Origin of the sequence: Methylobacterium sp. Leaf361 (assembly GCF_001424445.1) — a bacterium.
Classification (GTDB): domain Bacteria; phylum Pseudomonadota; class Alphaproteobacteria; order Rhizobiales; family Beijerinckiaceae; genus Methylobacterium.
In genome coordinates this window covers 76,738-96,348 of the sequence record NZ_LMPY01000056.1, presented here as the reverse complement: position 1 = coordinate 96,348, position 19,611 = coordinate 76,738, and the positions used below count along the sequence as shown (strand labels likewise).

The window sequence follows — 19,611 nt, the reverse complement described above, 5'->3', positions numbered from 1 at the left end:
CGCTTCGCAGAAGGAGAAGTCCTCATGGTTGCAGGGCTGGCGAATACGGACGACGTCTTCGAGACGCTGCTCCGACGGACGATCACGGACTTCGTGATCGGCGGTATGGACCACGGGATCCCGGACGAGGACGGCCTGATCGTCCGCCTGAGACAGTACGAGCAGCGGGCGCGCCAGGAGCAGCTGAGCTCCCAGACGCTCCAGGTCATCTCGTCGGCGCGGCGCCTCCTGGGCGACCGGACGGAGGCCGGCCGGGCGTCCTGACGCGCCCCGCGCGACGGGTCGCGGGACGGCCTCCGCGGAGGGTCCCGCCCCGCCTGACGGGCGTTGGTCCCGCGGCGTCCCGCTACCGCGCGCGCGGCCGCAGGCCGACCGCCAGGAAGCGCTCGATCATCGCGTTGACCTGCTCGGCCACCTCGATCGTGTTGAAGTGGCCCGCCAGCAGCGTCTGGGCGGTGACGAGCTGCGGGCAGAGCTCCCGCAGCCGGTCGAGGTCGCGGGCCTCCGCCACGAGCGGCACGTCCGCCGAGATGTAGGCCATCGGGACCCGGCAGGCGCGCGCGGCCGGGACGGGATCGTGGGCCAGCACCATGTCGCGCAGCGCCGCGTAGGCCACGTGCTGCGGTGTCCGCTGGCAGGGGCCGAGGATGAAGGTCTCGAAGATCGCCTTCCGCCGGGCCGGGTGGTCGTAGGCGCCGCCGATCGCCCAGGCCATCTCCCGCACGACGGACCGGTAATCCGGGCCGCCGACGCCCGCCAGCAGCCCCTCGATCGCGGCGCCGCCCGCCGCGTCCGCCGACGGCAGGACGATCGAGTCGATCATGACGAGGCCGGCGGCGAGGTCGGGATGGCGGCCGCACAGCTCCAGCGCCACCGCGCCGCCGAAGCTGTGGCCGATCACGATCGGCTTCGCGAGGCCCAGCGTCCGGCTCTGCCACGCGACGTCCTCGGCGAAGCCCGCGACCGTGTAGTCGCGCTCCGGCGCGTCGCTGGCGCCGTGACCGCGCAGGTCGACCGCCACGACGCGGCGCGTCCGCGAGAAGTGCCGGATCTGCGGCGTGAAGATCCCGTGGTCGCCGGTCCAGCCGTTGATCAGCAGCAGCGGCTGCCCCTCGGGGGTGAGCGGCCCGGCCTCGATATGGGCGAGCCGGCCGCCGTCGCGCTCCAGGTGGAGGGGCGGCCAGGGGGGCGGGTCGAAGATCATGCGGGTTCTCCGTGGGGCTGGGACGGGGCGCGGGTCGCCGGTCGGGCGAGACCTGCGTGGGCGGCGGCGGCCGCGAGGCAGCAGCCGAGCATCACGGCGGCCATCGACAGGGCGGACCGGCCGTCGAAGAACCGGGCGACGAGATCGCTGGCGACGGCCGCCGCGAGCATCTGCAGGAAGACCGCGACGGCGCTGGCCGCGCCCGCCGCCTCCGGGCTGCGCTCCGTCGCGCCGTGCACGGCGTTGGGCGACACGAGGCCGAAGGCCAGGGCCACGCCGACCATCGCGGCGACCACTGGCAGGCCCGCGGGCGGCCGGGCGAGCGCCGCGACGAGGAGCAGGGAAGCCGCGCCGGTCGCCAGAATGAGGCCGGCGGCGATCACCCGCGGCGGGGGGACGCCCCGGGCCGCGAGCCGCCCGTTCAGGAAGGCGCCGACCATCACCGACAGGGAACTGGCCCCGAAGACCAGCCCGTAGGCCAGCGGGCTGAGCCCGAGGGCGTCGATGAACACCAGCGCCGAGCCGGTGATGTAGGCGAAGACCGCCCCCGCGGCCGCGGCGTTGCAGAGGGCGTGGCCGAGGAAGACCCGGCTCGCCAGGATCCGCCCGTAGCCGCGCAGGATCCCCGAGGCCGGCCCGGGGCCCGCGGCCCGCTGCAGGGGCTCGTCGATGTGCCGGATCGCCACCAGGGCCGCCAGGGCGGCGGCGACCGGCGCGGCGTGGATCAGGCGCCAGCCGCCGAGATCCATCAGCCCGGCACCGACGGTCGGGGCCACCATCGGCACCACGTTGATGGTGAGGACGACGAAGGACATCCGGGCGCGCGCGGCCTCGCCCTCGAACAGGTCGCGCACCATCGCGAGGACCGCCATGCCGGGTCCCGCCGCGCCGATCCCCTGGAGGGCCCGGAACAGCAGGAAGTTCGGCAGCGTCCGCGCCGCGCCGCAGCCGAGGCTGCCCACGACGAGGAGGAGGCAGCCGCAGACGATGGCCGGCTTGCGGCCCAGCCGGTCCGAGACCGGGCCGTAGACCAGCAGCGCGCCGCCGAAGCCGAGCAGGTAGACGCCCATGGCCGCGCCCATCGCGGTGGCCGGGACGTGCAGCGCGGCCGCCGTGTCCGACAGGCTCGGCAGGATCATGTCGATCCCGAAGGTCGGGAGCGCCGCCAGCAGCCCGAGGAGCGCCGAGAAGGCGGCCGAGCCGGGGCGGATGCGCGCCCGCGCCGGCGCGGGCGCGCGGATCAGGCCCAAAGCCGGTCTCCGCCCGGGGCGCCGCCGCGGTCCGCGGAGGCCCGGCGCGCCGCCACCATCGCGTCGATCTCGCGGACGAGGCCGCCCGCGTCGAGATCCGCCCGCACGGCCGCCCCGAGAACTGCGGCGGCCCTACGGAAGCCCGGCTCCGCCAGGAGCCGGCGCGCCGCCGCGGCGATCTCGGCCTCGCCCGCGTCGGCGAGCAGGCGCAGGCCGGCGCCGCGCAGGGCGACGCGGGCTGCGTTGTCGGCCTGGTCGCGGGCCAGGGGGATCACCAGCAGCGGCGCACCGTGCAGCAGGGCGCGGCTGACCGTCCCGTGACCGCCCTGGCACACCACCAGGTCGGCCTGCGCCATGAGGGCGTCGTGGGAGGCGGCCGCCACGACCCGGACGGCGGCGGGGGCGGCCAGGTCCGCGGGCCCGACATTCGGTCCGGTCGTCACGATGGTCTCGGCCTCGACCGCGCCGACGGCGCGCGCGACGCGCCGCAGCAGGTCTGTCTGGTTCTGGGCGCCGGTGCTGCCGGCGACGAGGATCCGCCGCCGTCCCGTACCGGACCACGCGTGCCCCGTCCCGCGGGACCAGCCCGGCTCGTCGAGCAGCGGGCCGATGTAGCGGTAATTGGCGGGCAGCGCCTGCGTGTCGAAGTCGAAGGCGCGGCTGACGGCCAGCAGGACGCGGTCGGCGCGATCGAAATGGGCGAAGGCGCTGGCGACCGGCGGCAGCCCGAAGGCGCGCCGCGCGGCGTTGAGCGCCGGCCGGCCCCGCTCCATCGCCGACACGATGGCGGCCGTCGCCGCGTCCACCGCGTCCCGCTCCGCCTCGGTCCGCGGCGGCGTCAGGCCGCTCGCGGCGGGCGGAATGCCGGGGAGCGGTCGGATGCTGATATGCGGCGACAGGACCGCGTGCGGCAGGTCGGCCGCCTCGGCCGCCAGGGCGCAGCCGGGCAGGAGGTCGAGGCTCAGGACGGCATCGGTCGGGAGGCGGCGGATCTCGTCGAGCGTGTCGGCCGCGTAGGCGCCGGCCGGGGAGAACATCGTCTGCCGCAGCCAGTCCGCGAGATCCGAGAAATCGGCCGGGTCGGCGTCGAGGCCGGTCGGGGCGCGGCGCCAGCCGACGAACGGGAAGCCCGCCGCCTCGACCTCCCCGCACATCGCCGGGTCGGCCATGACGCGCGGGCGGTGCCCCGCCCGGCGCAGCTGCCGGGCCGCCGTGAGCACGGGGCTGAGATTGCCGGTGGTGCCCCACGAGATGCAGAGGACGTTGAGCGACATGATCTGGATGTCCCGAGATGATCGCGCGCGGAGGCGCGCGGAGGCCGCGAATCGGCTGGACTCCCTGGAGCGGGCTGAAAGACGACGTGGAGCTCTCGACGACAGCAGCATCAGGTTCGGTGCCGAGTTCTACTGCTGATATCGCGCAGAAAATCGACGTAATCCGGGTGGATACTGTGAATGCATCCGCCGAATGCGAAGTTGACCACCAGCGCGTCGAGCAGCCATCGTCCGTGGCCGGCGAACACCGGTCGCGGCGCGGCGATCGGGGACGAAGCCGGGCCGCCGCGCTCCCGCGCCGGGCGTCCCGACGGACCGGGAAGACCAGCGGCGGGCTTCCGACAGTCGGGCTCGGACTTGCAGAGATTTCGGTGAAGGTGCGGACCGATATCCGGGATCGCGGCGTCAGTCATGATCACCTCTCTATTGTGAGAGCACGATCCTGGTTTCCGCGGGTTACATCCCGGTGTCTCAACAAGATGATCTCGGTTACAGCCGTAACGGTGGCGTTTTCGTTTGTTCGATACGGTACGTGCCGGGACGAATGCTCGCGCTGTGCTGTCACGCACAATATGAAGCGCGCAATCTTTTAGGGGGCGTGGTATCAACTCAGCCGTGTAAGGCCCGATGACCGGACGCGCCCAGATTGGCCGCCGGGGCGGGCCGGCGACGGACGCGAAGGACCTCCGCGTGGCGCTATCAGCCCGACCGGACGCTCCTCCCGCTCCCCGAACCGGCGCGTCGAGATCGTGCCGTCGCGGCGGGCCGCCGCGAACCGGAGGTGGCCATGATCGAATCCAGTCTGGACCGGAGTCAGGGTCGGAGCGCGCGCGCCGGCACGACCCGCATCCTCCTCGTCGAGGATGACGCGGGCATGCAGCGCATCGTCTCGGACCACTTCGCCGACCACGACGTCGCCGTGACGGCGGCGACCGACCGGGCGGAGGCGGAGAAGCGGCTCGCGGACGCGGGCATGCAGCGCATCGTCTCGGACCACTTCGCCGACCACGACGTCGCCGTGACGGCGGCGACCGACCGGGCGGAGGCGGAGAAGCGGCTCGCGGAGGCCGAATTCGACCTCGTCGTGCTGGACCTGCGGCTGGGCTCGGAGAACGGGCTCGACCTGCTGCGCGACCTGCGGGCCAGGAGCGACCTGCCGGTGATCATCACCACCGGCCATCGCCGGGACGAGATCGACCGGGTGATCGGCCTCGAACTCGGCGCCGACGATTACCTCGTGAAGCCCTACGGCCTGCGCGAGCTGCTCGCGCGGGTGCGGGTCATCCTGCGCCGGGCCGAGGTGGCGCCCGCCCCGGCGCGGGTCCAGGAGTCCCACCGCAGCCGCTTCGAAGGCTGGGTGCTCGACCGGCGTCGCCGGCGCCTCACCAATCCCGACGGCGCGGATGTCGCGCTCAGCAAGGGCGAGTACGCCCTGCTGGTGGCCTTCCTCGACGCGCCCCAGCGCCCGCTCAGCCGCGAGCAGCTCCTGCAGGCCACGCGCGTCCACGARGACGTGTTCGATCGCAGCATCGACGTCCAGATCCTGCGGCTGCGCCGCAAGCTGGAGGTGGATCCGAGCGCGCCGCGCCTGATCGTCACCGAGCGCGGCGTCGGCTACGTCCTCGCCGCGACCGTCGAGAAGCTGTAGCCGTGACCCGGTTCCGGGCCGGCCGATGGCGCGTCGCGGTCGCGGCGCTCCTCGGCAGCGCCGCGGCGCTCCTCGCCGCGRCCGCCCACGAGAGGCCAGCCGGCCACGACAGGCCGGYCGACACCGCGCTCTCCGCCGAGGCGGCGGACGCGCTGGGGGTGATCACCCCGGTGCCRGACACCCTGGAGGCGGAYCCGGCCCGGGYCGCGATCGGCCGCCTGCTCTTCACCGACACGCGGCTGTCACGCGGGGGCGACCGGGCCTGCATCACCTGCCACGACATCCGCACCAGCGGCGCGAGCGCGATRCCCCGGAACCTGACCGCCGACGGCACGCCGGTTCCGCGCAACACGCCGACGGCCTTCAACGCGGCGCTCAGCTTCCGGCTGGGCTGGGCCGGCGACATCCCGAGCCTGCGCGAGCAGGCCGARCTCGCCCTGACGCGGCCCGAGTTCCTGGGCGGTTCCTGGCCCCGGATCCTCGACACGGTGCGCGGCGACCCGGTGCTCGCCCCGATGTTCCAGGCCGCCTACGGGCGCGSGGCCGACCGGGAGACGGTGATCGACGCGATCAACAGCTTCGAGCGCACGCTCCTCACACCCGACAGCCGCTTCGACCGCTGGCTGCGCGGCGACGCCCACGCCATCACCGGCGCGGAGCAGGCGGGCTACGACCTGTTCCGCCGGATCGGCTGCGCGTCCTGCCACCAGGGCGTCAATGTCGGCGGCAACCTGTTCGAGAAGGTCGGGATCTTCGTCACGATCCCCAACAAGGTCGCCGAGGTGCTGCGGGTGCCCAGCCTGCGCAACGTCGCCGTCACGGCGCCCTACTTCGACGACGGCGGGATCGCCACGCTCCCCGAGGCGGTGCGGCTCATGGCGCGGGCGCAGCTCGGCCGGGAACTCACCCCCGCGCAGATCGACGGGATCGTCGCCTTCCTCGGGACCCTGACCGGCACCTACGAGGGCCGGCCCCTGACCGCGCCGCCACCGCCCGGCGCAGCCTCTCAGGACGGCAAGCCGCAGCTATGAGACTGACCCTGCAGGCCGTCACGCTCGGCGCGCTGCTCGCGGCGCTGCTGACGTGGCTGCTGATCAACGGCAACGGCGGGATGGAGGCCGCCTACSTGGCGACCCAGCGGACCGTCGACGCCCTGGCTCTGGCCGAGTCGCGCATGCAGCACGACGTGCTGCGGGCCCGGACCGGCCTGCTGCGCAACTACGACCCGATCGTCGCGCACCTGCGCGAGATGCAGAAGGCCGGGGCCGACCTGCAGGCGAGCAATGCCGGGGATCCCGACGTCCAGGCGCTGGCCGAAGCGGTGGAGCGGGAGGCCGCGATGGTCGAACGGTTCAAGACCGGCAACGCCCTGGTGCAGAACTCGATCGCCTATTTCGACTCGCTCAGCGACCGGCTGTCCGAGTCCGACATCGCTCCCGGCCTCGCGCGCGCGGTGGCCGCGCTCCAGATCCGCATCTCGGAGCTCGTGCGCGACTCGACGCCCGCGCGCCTCGCCGACATCCGCACCCGTCTCGAGACGTTGCACGAAGGCGATGGGGCGGCCGCCCGGGCCGGCGACGTCGACGCCATCGTCCTGCACGGGCGCCAGCTCCTCGAACTGCTGCCGCACGTCGACGCGGTCACGCGCTCGCTGCCGGCCTCGTCGAGCGAGGCGGCCCGCGAGGCGCTCCTGGAATCCCGGCGAAGCCTCCGCGACCGGCGCCAGGCCCGGGCGGACGGATTCCGCCTCGCGCTCTACGCCGTCGCCCTCGCGCTGCTCGCCCTCGTGGTCCGCGTGGGGGTGCTGATGCGTGCCGGGACCCGGATCCTGCGCCGGACCGTGGATTTCCAGACCGTCGTGGCGCAGGCGGCCAACCGCTTCCTGGCGATCCAGCCCGACGAGACCGACACGCGCATCGTGGACGTCCTCGCCATGGTGGGCGAAGGGCTCGACACGGATCACGGCTACGTTCTCATGCTCGACGGCACCGGCGCGGTGCATCTCTGGAACCGGCCCGGCCTCGCGCCGCCGAGCGGCTGGCCGGCGGCGCAGCAGGCCCTCGTTCACGACGTCGCGGCCGCCGCCAGCGACCTCATCTTCGTCGAGGTGGCGGACGAGACCGGGCCGCCGGCCCTGCGCCGCTCCCTGGCCGAGCGCGGCGTCGTCTCGTGGGCCTGCGCGCGGCTGCGCCGGGGCGATCGGATCGTCGGCCTGCTCTGCTTCGAGCGCACCACCTCCGGCCTGCCGCCCTGGCTGCGGCACTCGCGGGGCCTGCTGCAGGTCGTCGCCGACAGCTTCGCGGCCGCCCTGGAGCGACAGCACGTCTGGGCCGAGCGCCGGGAGATCGAGGCGGCGCTGCGCCGCGCCCAGCGGCTCGAGGCCATCGGGACCTTCGCCAGCGGGGTCGCCCACAACATCAACAACGTCCTCAACGTCATGCTGGGCCACGCCGAGATCGCTGGGGACGCCCTGCCGGCTCATCCGGGGCGGGCGGCGGAGCATATCGGGCTGCTGGTCCAGGCCGGCGGCCGCGCGCGCGAGATCGCCGGCCAGATCCTCGATTTCGGCCGCCCCGCGCGCTCCGCGCAGTGCACCAGCGCGGCGGACGCGGTGGTCCACGAGACCGTGGCGCAGATCCGGGCCTCCACGGCCGGACCGGCCACGATCGCGCTCTCGGGCACCGCGGCGGGCGCCCGAGTCGGCGGCGAGCCGGCACAGCTGCAGCAGGTCGTCCACAACCTGATCCGCAACGCCGTCCAGGCCTCCGCGCCGGGCGCGGCCGTCGACGTGCGGCTCGACCACGTCACCCTGCCGCGGTCGAGCGCCCTGACCCACGGCACCCTGCGGCCCGGCGCCTACGTCCGGATCCGCGTGTCCGACACCGGCCGCGGCATGGACGAGGCCACGCTCGCGCGGATCTTCGAGCCGTTCTTCACCACCCGACCGGCCGGGACCGGCCTCGGGCTCGCCACCGCCTTCGAGTTCGTTCAGGAGCACGACGGCGCCTTCGACGTGCGCAGCGCGCCGGGCAGCGGCAGCACCTTCGCGGTGTGGCTGCCCGTGATCCCGCAGGCCGCGGCCGGCGCGGCGGCCGGCGGGACCGTGATGCTGGTCGGGCGCACGCGCCGGTCGGTCCAGGACGACGAGGAGACGCTGGCGGCGCTCGGCTACGAGCCGGTCGGCTACGCGGACCCCGAGGCGGCCCTGGCCGTCCTGCGGCGGGAGCCGGGGCGGTTCGATCTGCTGATCGTCGACAACCGTCTCGCCGATCTCTCGGGCCTCGCCTTCGCGCACCGCGCCGCGCGGATCTCCGGGCGGCCGATCGTGCTCTCGCTGTCGTCGACCGACGCGGTGCAGCCGGAACTCCTCGCGGCGGTTCCCGTCGCCGACATCGTCCGGCGGCCGTGGCGCTCGAACGCCCTGGCGCTGACGCTGCGGCGCCATCTCGCCTCCGCCGACCCGGCGCGTCGCCCGGCCGCCGTCTCCTGAGGGCACCGGCGGCATCAGGATCCTGCGATCCGGCCACGCGGGCGCTATCCCGGCTTTGACAAGCTCGGCGTCACGTGGGACCGGTCTGGCATGCCGGGCGGCCAGATGCGCGATGCCGCCCCGACGATCGAACGGGCCGGGTCGGGTCTCGCCGAGACCCCATCGCGCGAGGAACCCCCGATGCCCGTCGAAGCCGCGTCAGGACGCCATGCACGGGAGATCTGACGCCCCGATCTGCGACCCGGCCTTCCTCGCCGACGGCGGCGCGATGGCCGTGCTCCTGCGCGCGCACGACTGGGACAGCACGCCCCTCGGCGCGCTGTTCGCCTGGCCCGAATCGCTGACGACCCTCGTCGGGGTCATGTTCGGCGCGGACCGGCCGACGTTCATCCTCTGGGGCCCCGAGCGGCGGCTCCTGTACAACGATCTCTACGCGGAGATCCTCGGCGACCGGCATCCCGCGGCCCTCGGCCGGGACTGTCTCGCGGTCTGGGGCGGGGTCGGTGCCGGTCTCGCGTCCCTCGTGGACAGGGCCTATGCCGGCCGGCCGGTCCACACGGCGGAGGGTGAGCCCCTCCTCCACGGCGACGGCGGTGCCGACGCGGCGCGCTTCGCGCTCTCCCTGGTGCCGGTCCGGGACACGGCGGGGCGCGTCACCGGCCTCGTCGGGACCTGCACGGCGATCGCCGGCCAGGCGGCCGCCGCCCGCCGTCCGCGCGAGACGGAGGCGTCGCGCCGGGACAACGAGGAGCGGCAATCCTTCCTGCTCGATCTCAGCGACACGCTCCGTCCGCTGACCGCGTCGGCGGAGATCGTCGCGGTGGCCTCGCGGCGCCTCGGCGAGCGCGTCGGCGCGAGCCGCGTCTTCTACGCCGAGATCGCCGGCAGCCTGATGAAGGTCGAGCGGGAATACGTCCGGGGCGTCGGCTCGATCGTCGGGGAGCATTCCTTGGCGGCGTTCGGCCCCGACCTCCTGGCCGCCTACCGCGACGGGACGGTGGTCGCGGTCGAGGACGTGGCCGCCGATCCCCGCTTCAGCGAAGCGGCGCGCGCCGGCCTCGGATCCCGAGAGGTCGCGGCCTTCGTCGACGTCGTGCTGTTCCGCGGCGCGGAGTGGGTGAGCCTGCTCGCGGTGCAGAGCGCGGTGCCGCGCGCCTGGACCACCGCCGAGGGGAACCTGATCCGCGACGTCGGCGAGCGCGTGAAGGCGGCGATCGAGCGCGCCCGCGCGGAGGCGGCCCTGCGCAAGAGCGAGGAGCACCTGGCGGCGATCTTCGCCGGCGCCTCGGTCGGCCTGTCCGAGGTGGATGCCGCGGGGCGCTTCCTGCGGGTCAACACCGAGCTGTGCCGGATCCTCGGGCGCCCGGCCGAGGCGCTGCTGCGGCTCGGCGTCGCCGACGTGACCGATCCCGCGGACCGGGCGCCGAGCGCGGCCGCGCTGGCGCGGGCCCTCGAGACCGACCGCGACGTCACCCTCGACAAGCGCTATCTCCGCCCGGACGGCAGCGCGATCTGGGCCAGCAGCAGCATCCGGCGCCTCGACGACGCGGACGGCAGGCTCAAGAGCCTCCTGATCGTCACGGCCGATCTCAGCCGGCGCAAGGAGGCCGAGACGCGGCTGGCCGAGAGCGAGCGCCGCCTCCAGGACCTGAACGAGACGCTGGAGCTGCAGGTCTCCGAGCGCACCGCGGAGCGCAATCTCTTCGCCACGATCGTCGAGAGAACCGACATCATGGTGATGGCGGCCGATCTCGACTACAACATCCTGGCGATCAACAAGGCGAATGCGGACGAGTTCGCGCGCATCTACGGCGTGATGCCGAAGGTGGGCGACAACATGCTCGACCTGCTGGCCGACCAGCCCGAGCATCAGGCGCAGGTGCGGGCGGGGTGGGGGCGCGGGCTCGCCGGCGAGGAGATCACCCTGGTCGAGGAGTTCGGCGACGCGGAGCGGGCGCGCCCCTACTACGAGATCAGCTTCCGCACCCTGCGCGACGCGCGGGGCGAGCGCACGGGCTGCTACCAGTTCGTCATGGACGTCACCGAGCGGCTGCGCGGCCAGGCCGAGCTAGCCCAGGCGCAGGAGGCGCTGCGCCAGTCCCAGAAGCTGGAGGCGGTCGGCCAGCTCACCGGCGGCGTCGCGCACGACTTCAACAACCTGCTGACCATCATCCGCTCGTCCGTCGACTTCCTGCGCCGGCCCGATTTGCCGGAGGTCCGCAAGCGCCGCTACCTCGACGCGGTCTCCGAGACCGTGGAGCGGGCCGCGAAGCTCACCGGCCAGCTGCTGGCCTTCGCCCGCCGTCAGGCCCTCAAGCCCGAGGTGTTCGACGTCGGCCAGAGGGTGCGGGCGATCGCCGACATGCTCGACACCCTGACAGGCGCGCGGGTGCAGGTCGTGACCGAGGTGCCGGAGGCGACCTGCCTGGTCCGGGCGGATGTGAGCCAGTTCGAGACCACGCTCGTCAACATGGCGGTCAACGCCCGCGACGCCATGGACGGGGAAGGCACGCTGACCCTGCGCGTGACCTGCGGCGCGGCCCTGCCGGCCATCCGCGGCCATGCCGGGTCCCGGAAGCCCTTCGCGGCCGTGTCGCTGATCGACACCGGCACCGGCATCCCGCCCGAGCAGATCGGCCGGATCTTCGAGCCGTTCTTCACCACCAAGGAGGTCGGCAAGGGGACCGGCCTCGGCCTGTCCCAGGTGTTCGGCTTCGCCAAGCAGTCGGGCGGCGACGTCGACGTGCGCAGCACCCTCGCTGCGGGCACCGCGTTCACCCTCTACCTGCCGGAGGTGGCGTCCGAGGAGCGGCCGGCCGATGACCGCCTGCAAGATGCCGACCTCGCGCCGCTCGGGAGCGGGCAGCGTGTCCTGGTCGTGGAGGACAATGTCGGCGTCGGGCAGTTCGCGACGCAGATCCTGGAGGATCTGGGCTACCGGCCGACCTGGGCGGCCAACGCCGAGGAGGCGCTCGAGGAGCTCGGCCGGGCGGGGAATCGATACGACCTGGTCTTCTCGGACGTGGTGATGCCCGGCATGGGCGGCGTCGCGCTCGCGCAGGAGCTTCGGCGGCGCGCGCCGCAGGTACCCGTGGTGCTGACATCGGGCTACAGCCACGTTCTCGCGCAGTCGGACGCCCACGACTTCACGCTGCTGCACAAGCCGTACTCGGCCGAGCAGCTCGGCCGCATCCTGCATCGAGCCCTGGATCCGCGCCGGAAGGCCGGCGCGCTCGCGGATCCGTCCTGAGCCCGGGCTCCCGCGTCGGGATCCCGGACCTCCGGGCCGGGGCCTGCGCGGTTCGCCGCCGCCCTCAGCCAGCTCTCAGCTCGCCCTCAGCCCGCCCTCAGCTCGCCTTGGCCCACGCCACCGCGTCGGCGCCGGCCGGCAGACGCATGGGGCACGACGGGTCCGTCACCGCGCGCCACACCGCCTCCGCCACGTCCGAGGACCGGGTCAGGTCCCCGTCCGCCTGCTGGATGCCGGCGAAGACCTTCGCGGCCACCGCCGCGTAGGCTTCGGGGATGTCCATGCCCATGCGGGCGCGCGCGTTGGCGCCGAACGCGGTCTCCGGGGCGCGGCCGGGAATGACCAGCCGGGCGCGGATTCCGAACGGTTCGAGCTCCAGCGCCAGGGACTCGGTGAAGGCGTTCACCGCCGCCTTGCTCGCCGTGTACACCGACAGCAGGTGCAGCGGGCGCTGCGTCACGCTCGACGTCACGTTGACGACGACGCCCGCGCGGCGCGCCCGGAACTGCGGCACCACGGCCCGGGTCATCGCGATGGTGCCGAGGGTGTTGGTCTCGAACACCTCCCGCGCGGCGTCCATCGAGACGCCCTCCAGCGCGTTCAGGAGCCCGACGCCGGCGTTGTTGACCAGCGCGTCGACCGGTCCGGCCGCCGCGACCGCGCGGTCGATGCTGTCGTGGTCGGTCACGTCGAGCGGCAGGATGCTCAGACGATCGGAGGGCGCCAGCAGGTCGCTCCGCGGCCCGCGCATCGTGGCGACCACGCGCCAGCCCCGTTCGAGGAAGGTGCGGGCCGTCTCCAGGCCGAAGCCGGACGAGCAGCCGGTGATCAGGATCGTGTTCATGGGAACTCCCGTGCAGAAGCGGCAACGGGGTGATAGGGAGCGCGGGCCGGACCTGATACGTGCGCAAGTCCGTTTCGCATTGGCGAGCGTCCGAGAATGCCCGATCCGCTCACCCAGGTGGTCGGCCTCCTCCGGCCGAGCGCCCCGCTGTCCAAGCTCGTCACCGGCTGCGGTCACTGGGCGGTGCGGCGCACGGATTCCGGGCTTCCGTTCTACGCCGCCGTGCTCGAGGGCGGGTGCCGCCTCGCGATCGACGGCGAGGCCGGGATCGTGCTCGGAGAGGGCGACTTCGTCCTCATCCCCGCGGCCCACGCGTTCACCACCACCAGCCTCGAGCCGCCGCCCCCGCGGCGCGCAGCGCAGCGTCCCGTCGCTGTGAGCCCCGGCGTGTTCCGGCTCGGCGACGCCGAGGGGCCGCCGAATGTCCGGATGCTCGTGGGCCACTGCGTCTTCGCGTCGAGCGACGCGGATCTGCTCGTCTCGCTGCTGCCCCGGTATGTCCACGTGCGCGGCGCCGCCCGGCTGACCACTCTGCTCGGCCTCGTGAACGAGGAGACCCGCGCCGACCGGCCGGGCCGCGACGTGGTCCTGGCGCGCCTGCTGGAGGTCGTGCTGATCGAGGCGCTGCGCGCCACCGCCGGGCCGGCGGCGCCCTCGGGACTGCTGCGCGGGCTCGCCGACGACCGGCTCGCCGCCGCCCTGCGGCGGATGCACGACCGTCCGACGGCGAGCTGGACGGTGGCCGCGCTCGCGCGCGAGGCGGGCCTCTCCCGGTCCACGTTCTTCGAGCGGTTCCGCCGCGCGGTCGGGGTCGCCCCGATGGAGTACCTGCTGGCGTGGCGGATGGCGCTGGCGAAGGATCTGCTGCGCCGCGAGGCGGTCGGGATGGCCGAGGTAGCCGCGCGGGTGGGCTACAGCTCGGCGAGCACCTTCAGCGTCGCCTTCGCCCGGCACGTCGGCCGGCCGCCGATCCGGTACGCCCGCGAGCGGCCAGTGCCGTGATCCGGGCCGGCTGGCCGTGCCCCGGACGAGCCCCGGGCCAAGCCCGGGCCAGGCCCGGACACGGTGAGGCGGCTTCCTTCCGGTCCGGCACCGGCATCGACGGTGCCAGCCGGCCCTTCGCCCCGAAGCCGGGTTCGGGTACGAGACCGGAATCGCGCTCGACCCCGTCACCCGCCGCGGCGCGACCGACGCGCCACGGCCCCTCGCGCAGGAGAACGTCCTGATCACCGATCCGCAGGCCCTCCGCGCGCAGGCCGGTGCCCGTGCGAGCCGCCGCCAGGACCGCGCCGCTCGATGGACGCTGGCATTCCGCGCGATCGCCGGCGGCGTCCGAGCCGACATCGGCGCTCCCCCGCGGGGCACCCTCGGCACGGCGGCGCGCTCCTGATGGTCGCATCGTCCTGGGCGCCCGCCGCCGCACCCGGCGGTCCGGCGGCATCGCGGCGCGTCGGCTCCATCGACGCCCTGCGCGGGCTGGTGATGCTGCTGATGCTCGTCGACCACGTGCGGGAGTTCTTCTACCTTCACGCGCAGGTCCGCGACCCGATGGACCTCGCCGCGACGCCGCCCGACCTAGTCCTGACACGGGCTGCCTCGCACCTCTGCGCGCCGGTCTTCGTCCTGCTCACCGGCCTCTCGGCGTGCCTCTACGGGCAGAGGCACGGCGCGCGGGCGACCGCCGCCTTCCTGCTCAAGCGCGGTCTGCTCCTGATCCTGTTGGAAGTGACGCTCGTCAACGTCGCCTGGGCCGGCAGCGTCCGGCCGCCGATCCTGTACCTGCAGGTGATCTGGGTGATCGGTCTCTGCATGGTGGCGCTGGCCGGCCTGCTCTGGCTGCCGCGGGCCGCCCTCGTGGCCGGGGCCCTGGCGCTCATGCTCGGCCACAACCTGCTGGACGGGGTCGCGATCCGGGCGGACGAGCCCGGCTACGTGCTCTGGTCGATCCTGCACCAGCGCGGGATGATCGCGCTGCCCTGGGGCGGGCTGGCGCGGACCTCGTACCCGCTCCTGCCCTGGATCGGCGTGATCGCGGCCGGCTACGCTCTGGGGCCGCTCTTCGCCGGCGGTGTCGACGCCGCGCGCCGACGCGCGGGGCTCCTCGGGCTGGGGGCGGCCGCCCTGGTCGGCTTCCTCGTCCTGCGCGGGCTCAACGGCTACGGCGAGCCGGTGCCGTGGCAGGCGGGGGCCACGCCGCTCGCCACGGTGCTGTCCTTCGTCAACCTGACCAAGTACCCGCCCTCGGCCGACTTCCTGCTGCTGACCCTCGGCCTCGGTCTCGGCCTGCTGGCGCTGTTCGAGGTGATGCCGCAGCGGCTCCTCGGCGGCCTGCGCGTCTTCGGCGGCGCGCCGCTGTTCTTCTACCTGCTCCACCTCGCGCTGCTGCGCGTCCTCTACGACGGCGCGGTGGCGCTGGGCCTCGCCGGGGCGTCGGGACGGGTGGAGGCCGGCTCGCCCCTCGCGCTCTGGCTCGTCGCGGCCGCCGTGAGCGTTCCCCTCTGGCTGGCGTGCCGCGCCATGGTGCGCCTGAAGCGGGCCTCGACATCGCCGGTCCTGAGCTACCTCTGACGGCGGCCCCCCGGCCGCCGACATCCGCCGCGGCCCCGTGAGGGAGCGGCCACGACCGGGCCGCCCCCGCGGTCCCGCGTCACGACAGGTCCGCCCCGTCGCGGTCGTGCTGATGGCGCAGCTCGGGGGTCCCCTTCACCGGCCCGACGGTGACCTCCGCGTCGCTCCGGCTCTCCGCGCGGGCCGTGTCGATGAAGACGCGCGCCTCGCCTTCGCGCACGCCGAGACTGCGCAGCGCGTAGAAGGACATGCCGAGGGCCAGCTCCCGCTCGCCCATCAGCACGAGGCCGACGCCGTCCTCCTCGAGATGCCGACGTTCCGCCTCGCTGTGCGTGCGGACCACGGTGTCGATCCCCGGGTTGGCGGCGCGCGCGGCCTCGACGAGGCGACGGGCCTGATGCGCGTCGGGCGTGGCGACGACGAGCAGGCGCGCGGTGCCGATACCGGCCGCCTCGAGGATGCCGGGCGCGGTCGCGTCGCCGAACACGGCCTGCGTGCCGGCCGCGCGCAGGGCCAGCACGCGGCGCCGGTCGCGCTCCACCACCACGTAGGGCAGGTCCCAGGTCTCCAGCGTCGCGCCGATGCTGCTGCCGACGCGCCCGAAGCCGATGATCACGACGTGGTCCCGTCGCGGCGGCTCCCCGCCCGAGATGGCGACGTCGGCCGCGCCTTTGCGCGCGAAGCGGGCGGCAAGGTCCGGCCGGTCGGCGAAGACCTGCTCGATCCGCGCTGCCAGGGCGAAGAAGAGCGGGTTCAGCGTGATCGACAGCAGGGCTCCGCCCAGGATCAGGTTGCGCCCTTCCTCGGGCAGCAGCTTCAGCGACAGGCCGAGCGATACCAGGATGAAGGAGAACTCGCCGATCTGGGCGAGGCTCGCGGCGATCGTCAGGGCCGTGCCGAGCGGGTGCCGGAAGGCCAGCACGATGGCGACGGCCGCGAGGGACTTGCCGACCATGATGACGCCGAGCACCGCCAGGACCGAGAGCGGCGCGCGCAGGAGGATCCCCGGATCGAACAGCATCCCGACCGACACGAAGAACAGGACCGCGAAGGCGTCCTGCAGCGGCAGCGAATCGGCGGCCGCCTGATGGCTGAGATCGGACTCGGCGAGCACCATCCCGGCGAAGAAGGCCCCGAGGGCGAAGGAGACCCCGAACAGCTCCGCCGAGCCGAAGGCGATGCCCAGGGCCAGGGCCAGGACCGCGAGGGTGAACAGCTCCCGCGAGCCGGTGCGCGCCGCCTGGTCGAGCAGCCAGGGCACGAAGCGGCGTCCGCCCACCAGCATCAGCCCCGCGAAGACCGCGACCTTGGCGAGCGTCAGAACGACGGTGAGCGCGAGGCTCTGCGCGTACTCCGGTCCGACGAGCTGGGCGACGAGGTCCGTGAGGGCGTGGGCCGTGCCGTGCCCGAGGCCCCGGGCCTCGCCCCCGAGCGAGGGCGCGAGGGCGGGCAGGACCACGAGGGTCAGCACCATCGCCAGATCCTCGACGATGAGCCAGCCCACCGCGATGCGGCCGTTGTCCGTGTCGAGGAGGCCGCGCTCCTCCAGCGCGCGGAGCAGGACCACCGTGCTCGCGACGGAGAGGGCGAGGCCGAAGACCAGGCCCTGCCCGAGGGTCCAGCCCCAGGCGAAGGCGAGGCCGATCCCCATGGCGGTCGCCGCCGCGATCTGCACCACCGCGCCGGGCAGGGCGATGGCGCGCACGGCCATCAGGTCCTTGAACGAGAAGTGCAGCCCGACCCCGAACATCAGCAGGATGACGCCGATCTCGGCGAGCTGGCCCGTGAGGTTACTGTCGCCCACGAAGCCCGGCGTGTAGGGGCCGACGAGGACGCCCGCGACCAGGTACCCGACCAGCGGCGGCAGCCTGAGGCGCTGCGCGACCATCCCGCAGATGAAGGCGAGGGTCAGCCCGAGGGCGATGATGGCGATCAGTTCGGTCGCGTGCGGCACAGGGTCTTCACCTCCGGGGGGCGATGCGGATCGGGCGGAGCGAGCCTTTCCGAATGGCGGCCGCGATTCAACGCCCTTCCGACCGAACGCCTGTGCGAACCGCCGTCGGCGATCGCCGCGTGCCCCTCGGGCGCCGCGAAACCGCCTCCCGCCGAGCCGCGATGGTCTTCCGGAGTGCTGTCCCGCGCCAGGGCGGCGGGCGCCGCCCGCGTCCTCGCGTCCCGATCGCCCATCGTGCAGGAATCCGGCGCGCGGTCGAGGGCCGAGGCGGGTCGGGGCGGGACGAACGGCCGGGACCTGGAACCCGCGGCCTCGCCGCTGCCGGAACCGGGCGCCTCGTTGGGACCCGCGCCGCGGGAGCGGTGCCGCCCGCGCGACGTGCGGCAGCCTGACCGGGATGCGCGACTCCGTCACGCGGCCCGGAAGCGGGCGCGCGTCCGGCCGCAACAGGGTCGGGTTTTGCTCTAGCTGTCCGTGAGGATCGACGTGAGATCCGTGAACGCCTGGGCCTCGCTCGTGAGCAGGGCCACGAGCAGCAAGCACAGGCCGCCCAAGAGTGCGACCCCGGCCGTGGCTCCCACCAGATCCGACGTCCGAATGGTCGGCTCAGCTTGACGGCTGAACAGCAAAGCTCGCCCCTTGCGAGTGTGCGGATACGTACGGCTCACGCGATGCCCCCAGAGATCGAGGCCCCTTGTATTAACGTTCACATGATCGGCTCTTCATCCGCGCGCGAACCGCGAGCATTGTAAATCGCGTGCGCTGGCGCACGTCTACGATCTAGGAAGAGGATGATTTGACCTTCCCTCGATTGTCCGGGTCTTGGTCGCGGGCGGCCGCTGCTCTTCGGGGACAGCTTCGGCCACCGGGCGCCGTTCATGCTGACGATCCTGTTCGCCGAGACATTCCGGGAGGTGCACGTCGTCTGGCCGACCTCGATCGATGACGGGCTGGTCGATCGCGTGAAGCCCGCCCCCATGCTGACCGAGATGGACGAGCGGCTTCTCCATCTGACCGTCGACGGCGGCTTCGCTGTCGCGGTGCACGCGCGCGGGAGGTTCGGCGCCGAGCTATCAGGGGTGTCGCGGCGCGGGTCGCCGCGCATGCCGCGGCCGTGACAGCGGGACGGCGCCGGTCGCGCGAAGCTTCGCCGCATGGGCAAGGCGCTGGGCTAACGCGGCCCGCTGCCTTCGACCGTCGTCGGTGAACCGAGCCAGCCCTTCGCCGCCGCCGCCGCGCGCAGGATTGCCTTGGCCGGCTCGTACTTGAGATGAAGCCGCTCGCGGGTCTCCGGGGGCAGGAGCGCCAGACGCCCGGGATCCGAATTGTCCTCGAGGTCGGCGAGCTTGACGAGGGTCGCCCGGAGGGTGCCCACTTTCGCGATGTTGTTGATCCAGGCCGCGTAGGTGACGCGACCTCCGGGCTTCGTGAGCATGGCGACCGAGGTCAGCACGTTGTCGCTGAAGCCCTCCTTGGCCAAGTCGCCGAACCCGTAGCTTGTATCCTCGACCACATCGTACAGCCACGCGGCCTGCAGCGCCTCGTCCCGCTCCAGGTCGGACCAGAACGGGCACCCTTCCGACAGCCCGAGCACGCCGGCAGCCACGCGCGCAAGATGCTCGATATACGGCCTGCCGCCCTTGTCGACCTGGCCGTCGTGGGCGACGGTGGCCACCGTCCGCGCGTCGGCCGCGGTCCGGCGGAGGGGAGGCAGGATCACGCGGTCATCCCTTCACCGGATACGCCAGCAGGATCGCTGTCCCGGCCATGTACCGCTCTCAGCCCGACACGAACAGCATCATCATCCGCGCCGCCGCCGCGATCTGCTCGACGGTGGCCTCCGGCATGTCGGCAACCGCCTTCTCGACGATGCTCCGAGCGATGCCGTCGTACAGGCCGATGCCCAGCGCGAACGTGCTGAGACGAACCAGCACGCTGTCGGCGATCGTCTTCCGCTTCGGATCGGGCACGTCGCTCATGTCGTCCTCGGGAAACTCATGTTGATCGCGCTCTCGGCCACGTGCGGCGCAGCGTCGGCGCGGAGGCTCCTCGCCCGAGAGCGCATTTCGATGGCCTGGGCCACGTCGACGTGGTGGCCTGTCGGGATCGTGAAGGGCTCAGCCGTCGCG

General features: G+C 73.5%; 16 protein-coding genes. 8 read left to right on the top strand and 8 right to left on the bottom strand.

Annotation, left to right across the window (positions count from 1 at the left end; all coding sequences use genetic code 11):
* Window positions 1–24: 24 nt before the first annotated feature.
* The gene (locus tag ASG32_RS27240) at window positions 25–264 is read left to right on the top strand and encodes a hypothetical protein (protein WP_056532465.1); all 240 of its coding nucleotides are present in this window, start codon (window positions 25–27) and stop codon (window positions 262–264) included.
* Between the two features lie 82 nt (window positions 265–346).
* Here ASG32_RS27240 and ASG32_RS27235 read toward each other — a convergent pair whose 3' ends face one another.
* The 4 genes from ASG32_RS27235 to ASG32_RS34205 all read right to left on the bottom strand — a co-directional run bounded on the left by ASG32_RS27235 (window position 347) and on the right by ASG32_RS34205 (window position 4,141).
* Window positions 347–1,204: an alpha/beta hydrolase gene (locus ASG32_RS27235; RefSeq protein WP_056532463.1), complete on the bottom strand. Its 858-nt coding sequence runs from the start codon at window positions 1,202–1,204 to the stop codon at window positions 347–349.
* On the bottom strand, window positions 1,201–2,454 hold the full coding sequence (locus ASG32_RS27230) for a Bcr/CflA family efflux MFS transporter (protein ID WP_056532462.1): 1,254 nt from the start codon (window positions 2,452–2,454) through the stop codon (window positions 1,201–1,203). The genes ASG32_RS27235 and ASG32_RS27230 overlap by 4 nt, the downstream gene beginning before the upstream one ends.
* Window positions 2,445–3,728, bottom strand: a complete 1,284-nt coding sequence (locus ASG32_RS27225) for a nucleotide disphospho-sugar-binding domain-containing protein (protein ID WP_056532460.1) — start codon at window positions 3,726–3,728, stop codon at window positions 2,445–2,447. Before ASG32_RS27225 ends, ASG32_RS27230 begins: the two co-directional genes overlap by 10 nt.
* A 110-nt stretch (window positions 3,729–3,838) precedes the next feature.
* A complete protein-coding gene (locus ASG32_RS34205; RefSeq protein WP_157862089.1) occupies window positions 3,839–4,141 on the bottom strand; it encodes a hypothetical protein in 303 nt (100 codons plus the stop codon).
* A 374-nt stretch (window positions 4,142–4,515) separates the two neighbouring features.
* On the opposite strand from ASG32_RS34205, the gene ASG32_RS27220 reads away from it, so the two are divergent.
* The 4 genes from ASG32_RS27220 to ASG32_RS27205 all read left to right on the top strand — a co-directional run bounded on the left by ASG32_RS27220 (window position 4,516) and on the right by ASG32_RS27205 (window position 12,116).
* The gene (locus tag ASG32_RS27220) at window positions 4,516–5,376 is read left to right on the top strand and encodes a response regulator (RefSeq protein WP_056532458.1); all 861 of its coding nucleotides are present in this window, start codon (window positions 4,516–4,518) and stop codon (window positions 5,374–5,376) included.
* Window positions 5,377–5,378: 2 nt separating this feature from the next.
* On the top strand, window positions 5,379–6,407 hold the full coding sequence (locus tag ASG32_RS27215; RefSeq protein WP_056532456.1) for a cytochrome c peroxidase: 1,029 nt from the start codon (window positions 5,379–5,381) through the stop codon (window positions 6,405–6,407).
* A complete protein-coding gene (locus tag ASG32_RS27210) occupies window positions 6,404–8,866 on the top strand; it encodes a two-component system VirA-like sensor kinase (RefSeq protein ID WP_056532454.1) in 2,463 nt (820 codons plus the stop codon). The genes ASG32_RS27215 and ASG32_RS27210 overlap by 4 nt, the downstream gene beginning before the upstream one ends.
* A gap of 208 nt (window positions 8,867–9,074) precedes the next feature.
* Entirely contained in the window at window positions 9,075–12,116 is a 3,042-nt protein-coding gene (locus ASG32_RS27205) for a PAS domain-containing protein (protein WP_056532452.1), read from the top strand.
* 97 nt (window positions 12,117–12,213) lie between these two features.
* Here the strand turns inward: ASG32_RS27205 and ASG32_RS27200 are convergent, their stop codons facing one another.
* Complete coding sequence (locus ASG32_RS27200) at window positions 12,214–12,960, bottom strand: SDR family oxidoreductase (RefSeq protein ID WP_056532449.1); 747 nt, start codon at window positions 12,958–12,960, stop codon at window positions 12,214–12,216.
* Between the two features lie 96 nt (window positions 12,961–13,056).
* Between ASG32_RS27200 and ASG32_RS27195 the strand changes: the two genes are divergently transcribed.
* Window positions 13,057–13,962 carry an AraC family transcriptional regulator gene (locus tag ASG32_RS27195; RefSeq protein WP_056532448.1) on the top strand — a complete coding sequence of 302 codons (906 nt, stop codon included), beginning with the start codon at window positions 13,057–13,059 and terminating at the stop codon, window positions 13,960–13,962.
* A 387-nt stretch (window positions 13,963–14,349) separates the two neighbouring features.
* Window positions 14,350–15,528, top strand: coding sequence for a heparan-alpha-glucosaminide N-acetyltransferase domain-containing protein (locus ASG32_RS27190; RefSeq protein WP_056532446.1), 1,179 nt, complete (start codon window positions 14,350–14,352; stop codon window positions 15,526–15,528).
* Window positions 15,529–15,607: 79 nt separating this feature from the next.
* On the opposite strand, the gene ybaL is transcribed toward ASG32_RS27190, so the two are convergent.
* Window positions 15,608–17,482 (bottom strand): YbaL family putative K(+) efflux transporter, encoded by a 1,875-nt coding sequence (gene ybaL, locus ASG32_RS27185; protein WP_056532444.1) that lies wholly within the window; start codon window positions 17,480–17,482, stop codon window positions 15,608–15,610.
* Between the two features lie 878 nt (window positions 17,483–18,360).
* On the opposite strand from ybaL, the gene ASG32_RS27180 reads away from it, so the two are divergent.
* On the top strand, window positions 18,361–18,600 hold the full coding sequence (locus tag ASG32_RS27180) for a hypothetical protein (RefSeq protein WP_056532442.1): 240 nt from the start codon (window positions 18,361–18,363) through the stop codon (window positions 18,598–18,600).
* Window positions 18,601–18,653: 53 nt separating this feature from the next.
* Here ASG32_RS27180 and ASG32_RS27175 read toward each other — a convergent pair whose 3' ends face one another.
* Window positions 18,654–19,202 (bottom strand): HD domain-containing protein, encoded by a 549-nt coding sequence (locus ASG32_RS27175; RefSeq protein WP_056532441.1) that lies wholly within the window; start codon window positions 19,200–19,202, stop codon window positions 18,654–18,656.
* 58 nt (window positions 19,203–19,260) lie between these two features.
* Entirely contained in the window at window positions 19,261–19,461 is a 201-nt protein-coding gene (locus tag ASG32_RS27170; protein ID WP_056532440.1) for a hypothetical protein, read from the bottom strand.
* Window positions 19,462–19,611: the final 150 nt, after the last annotated feature.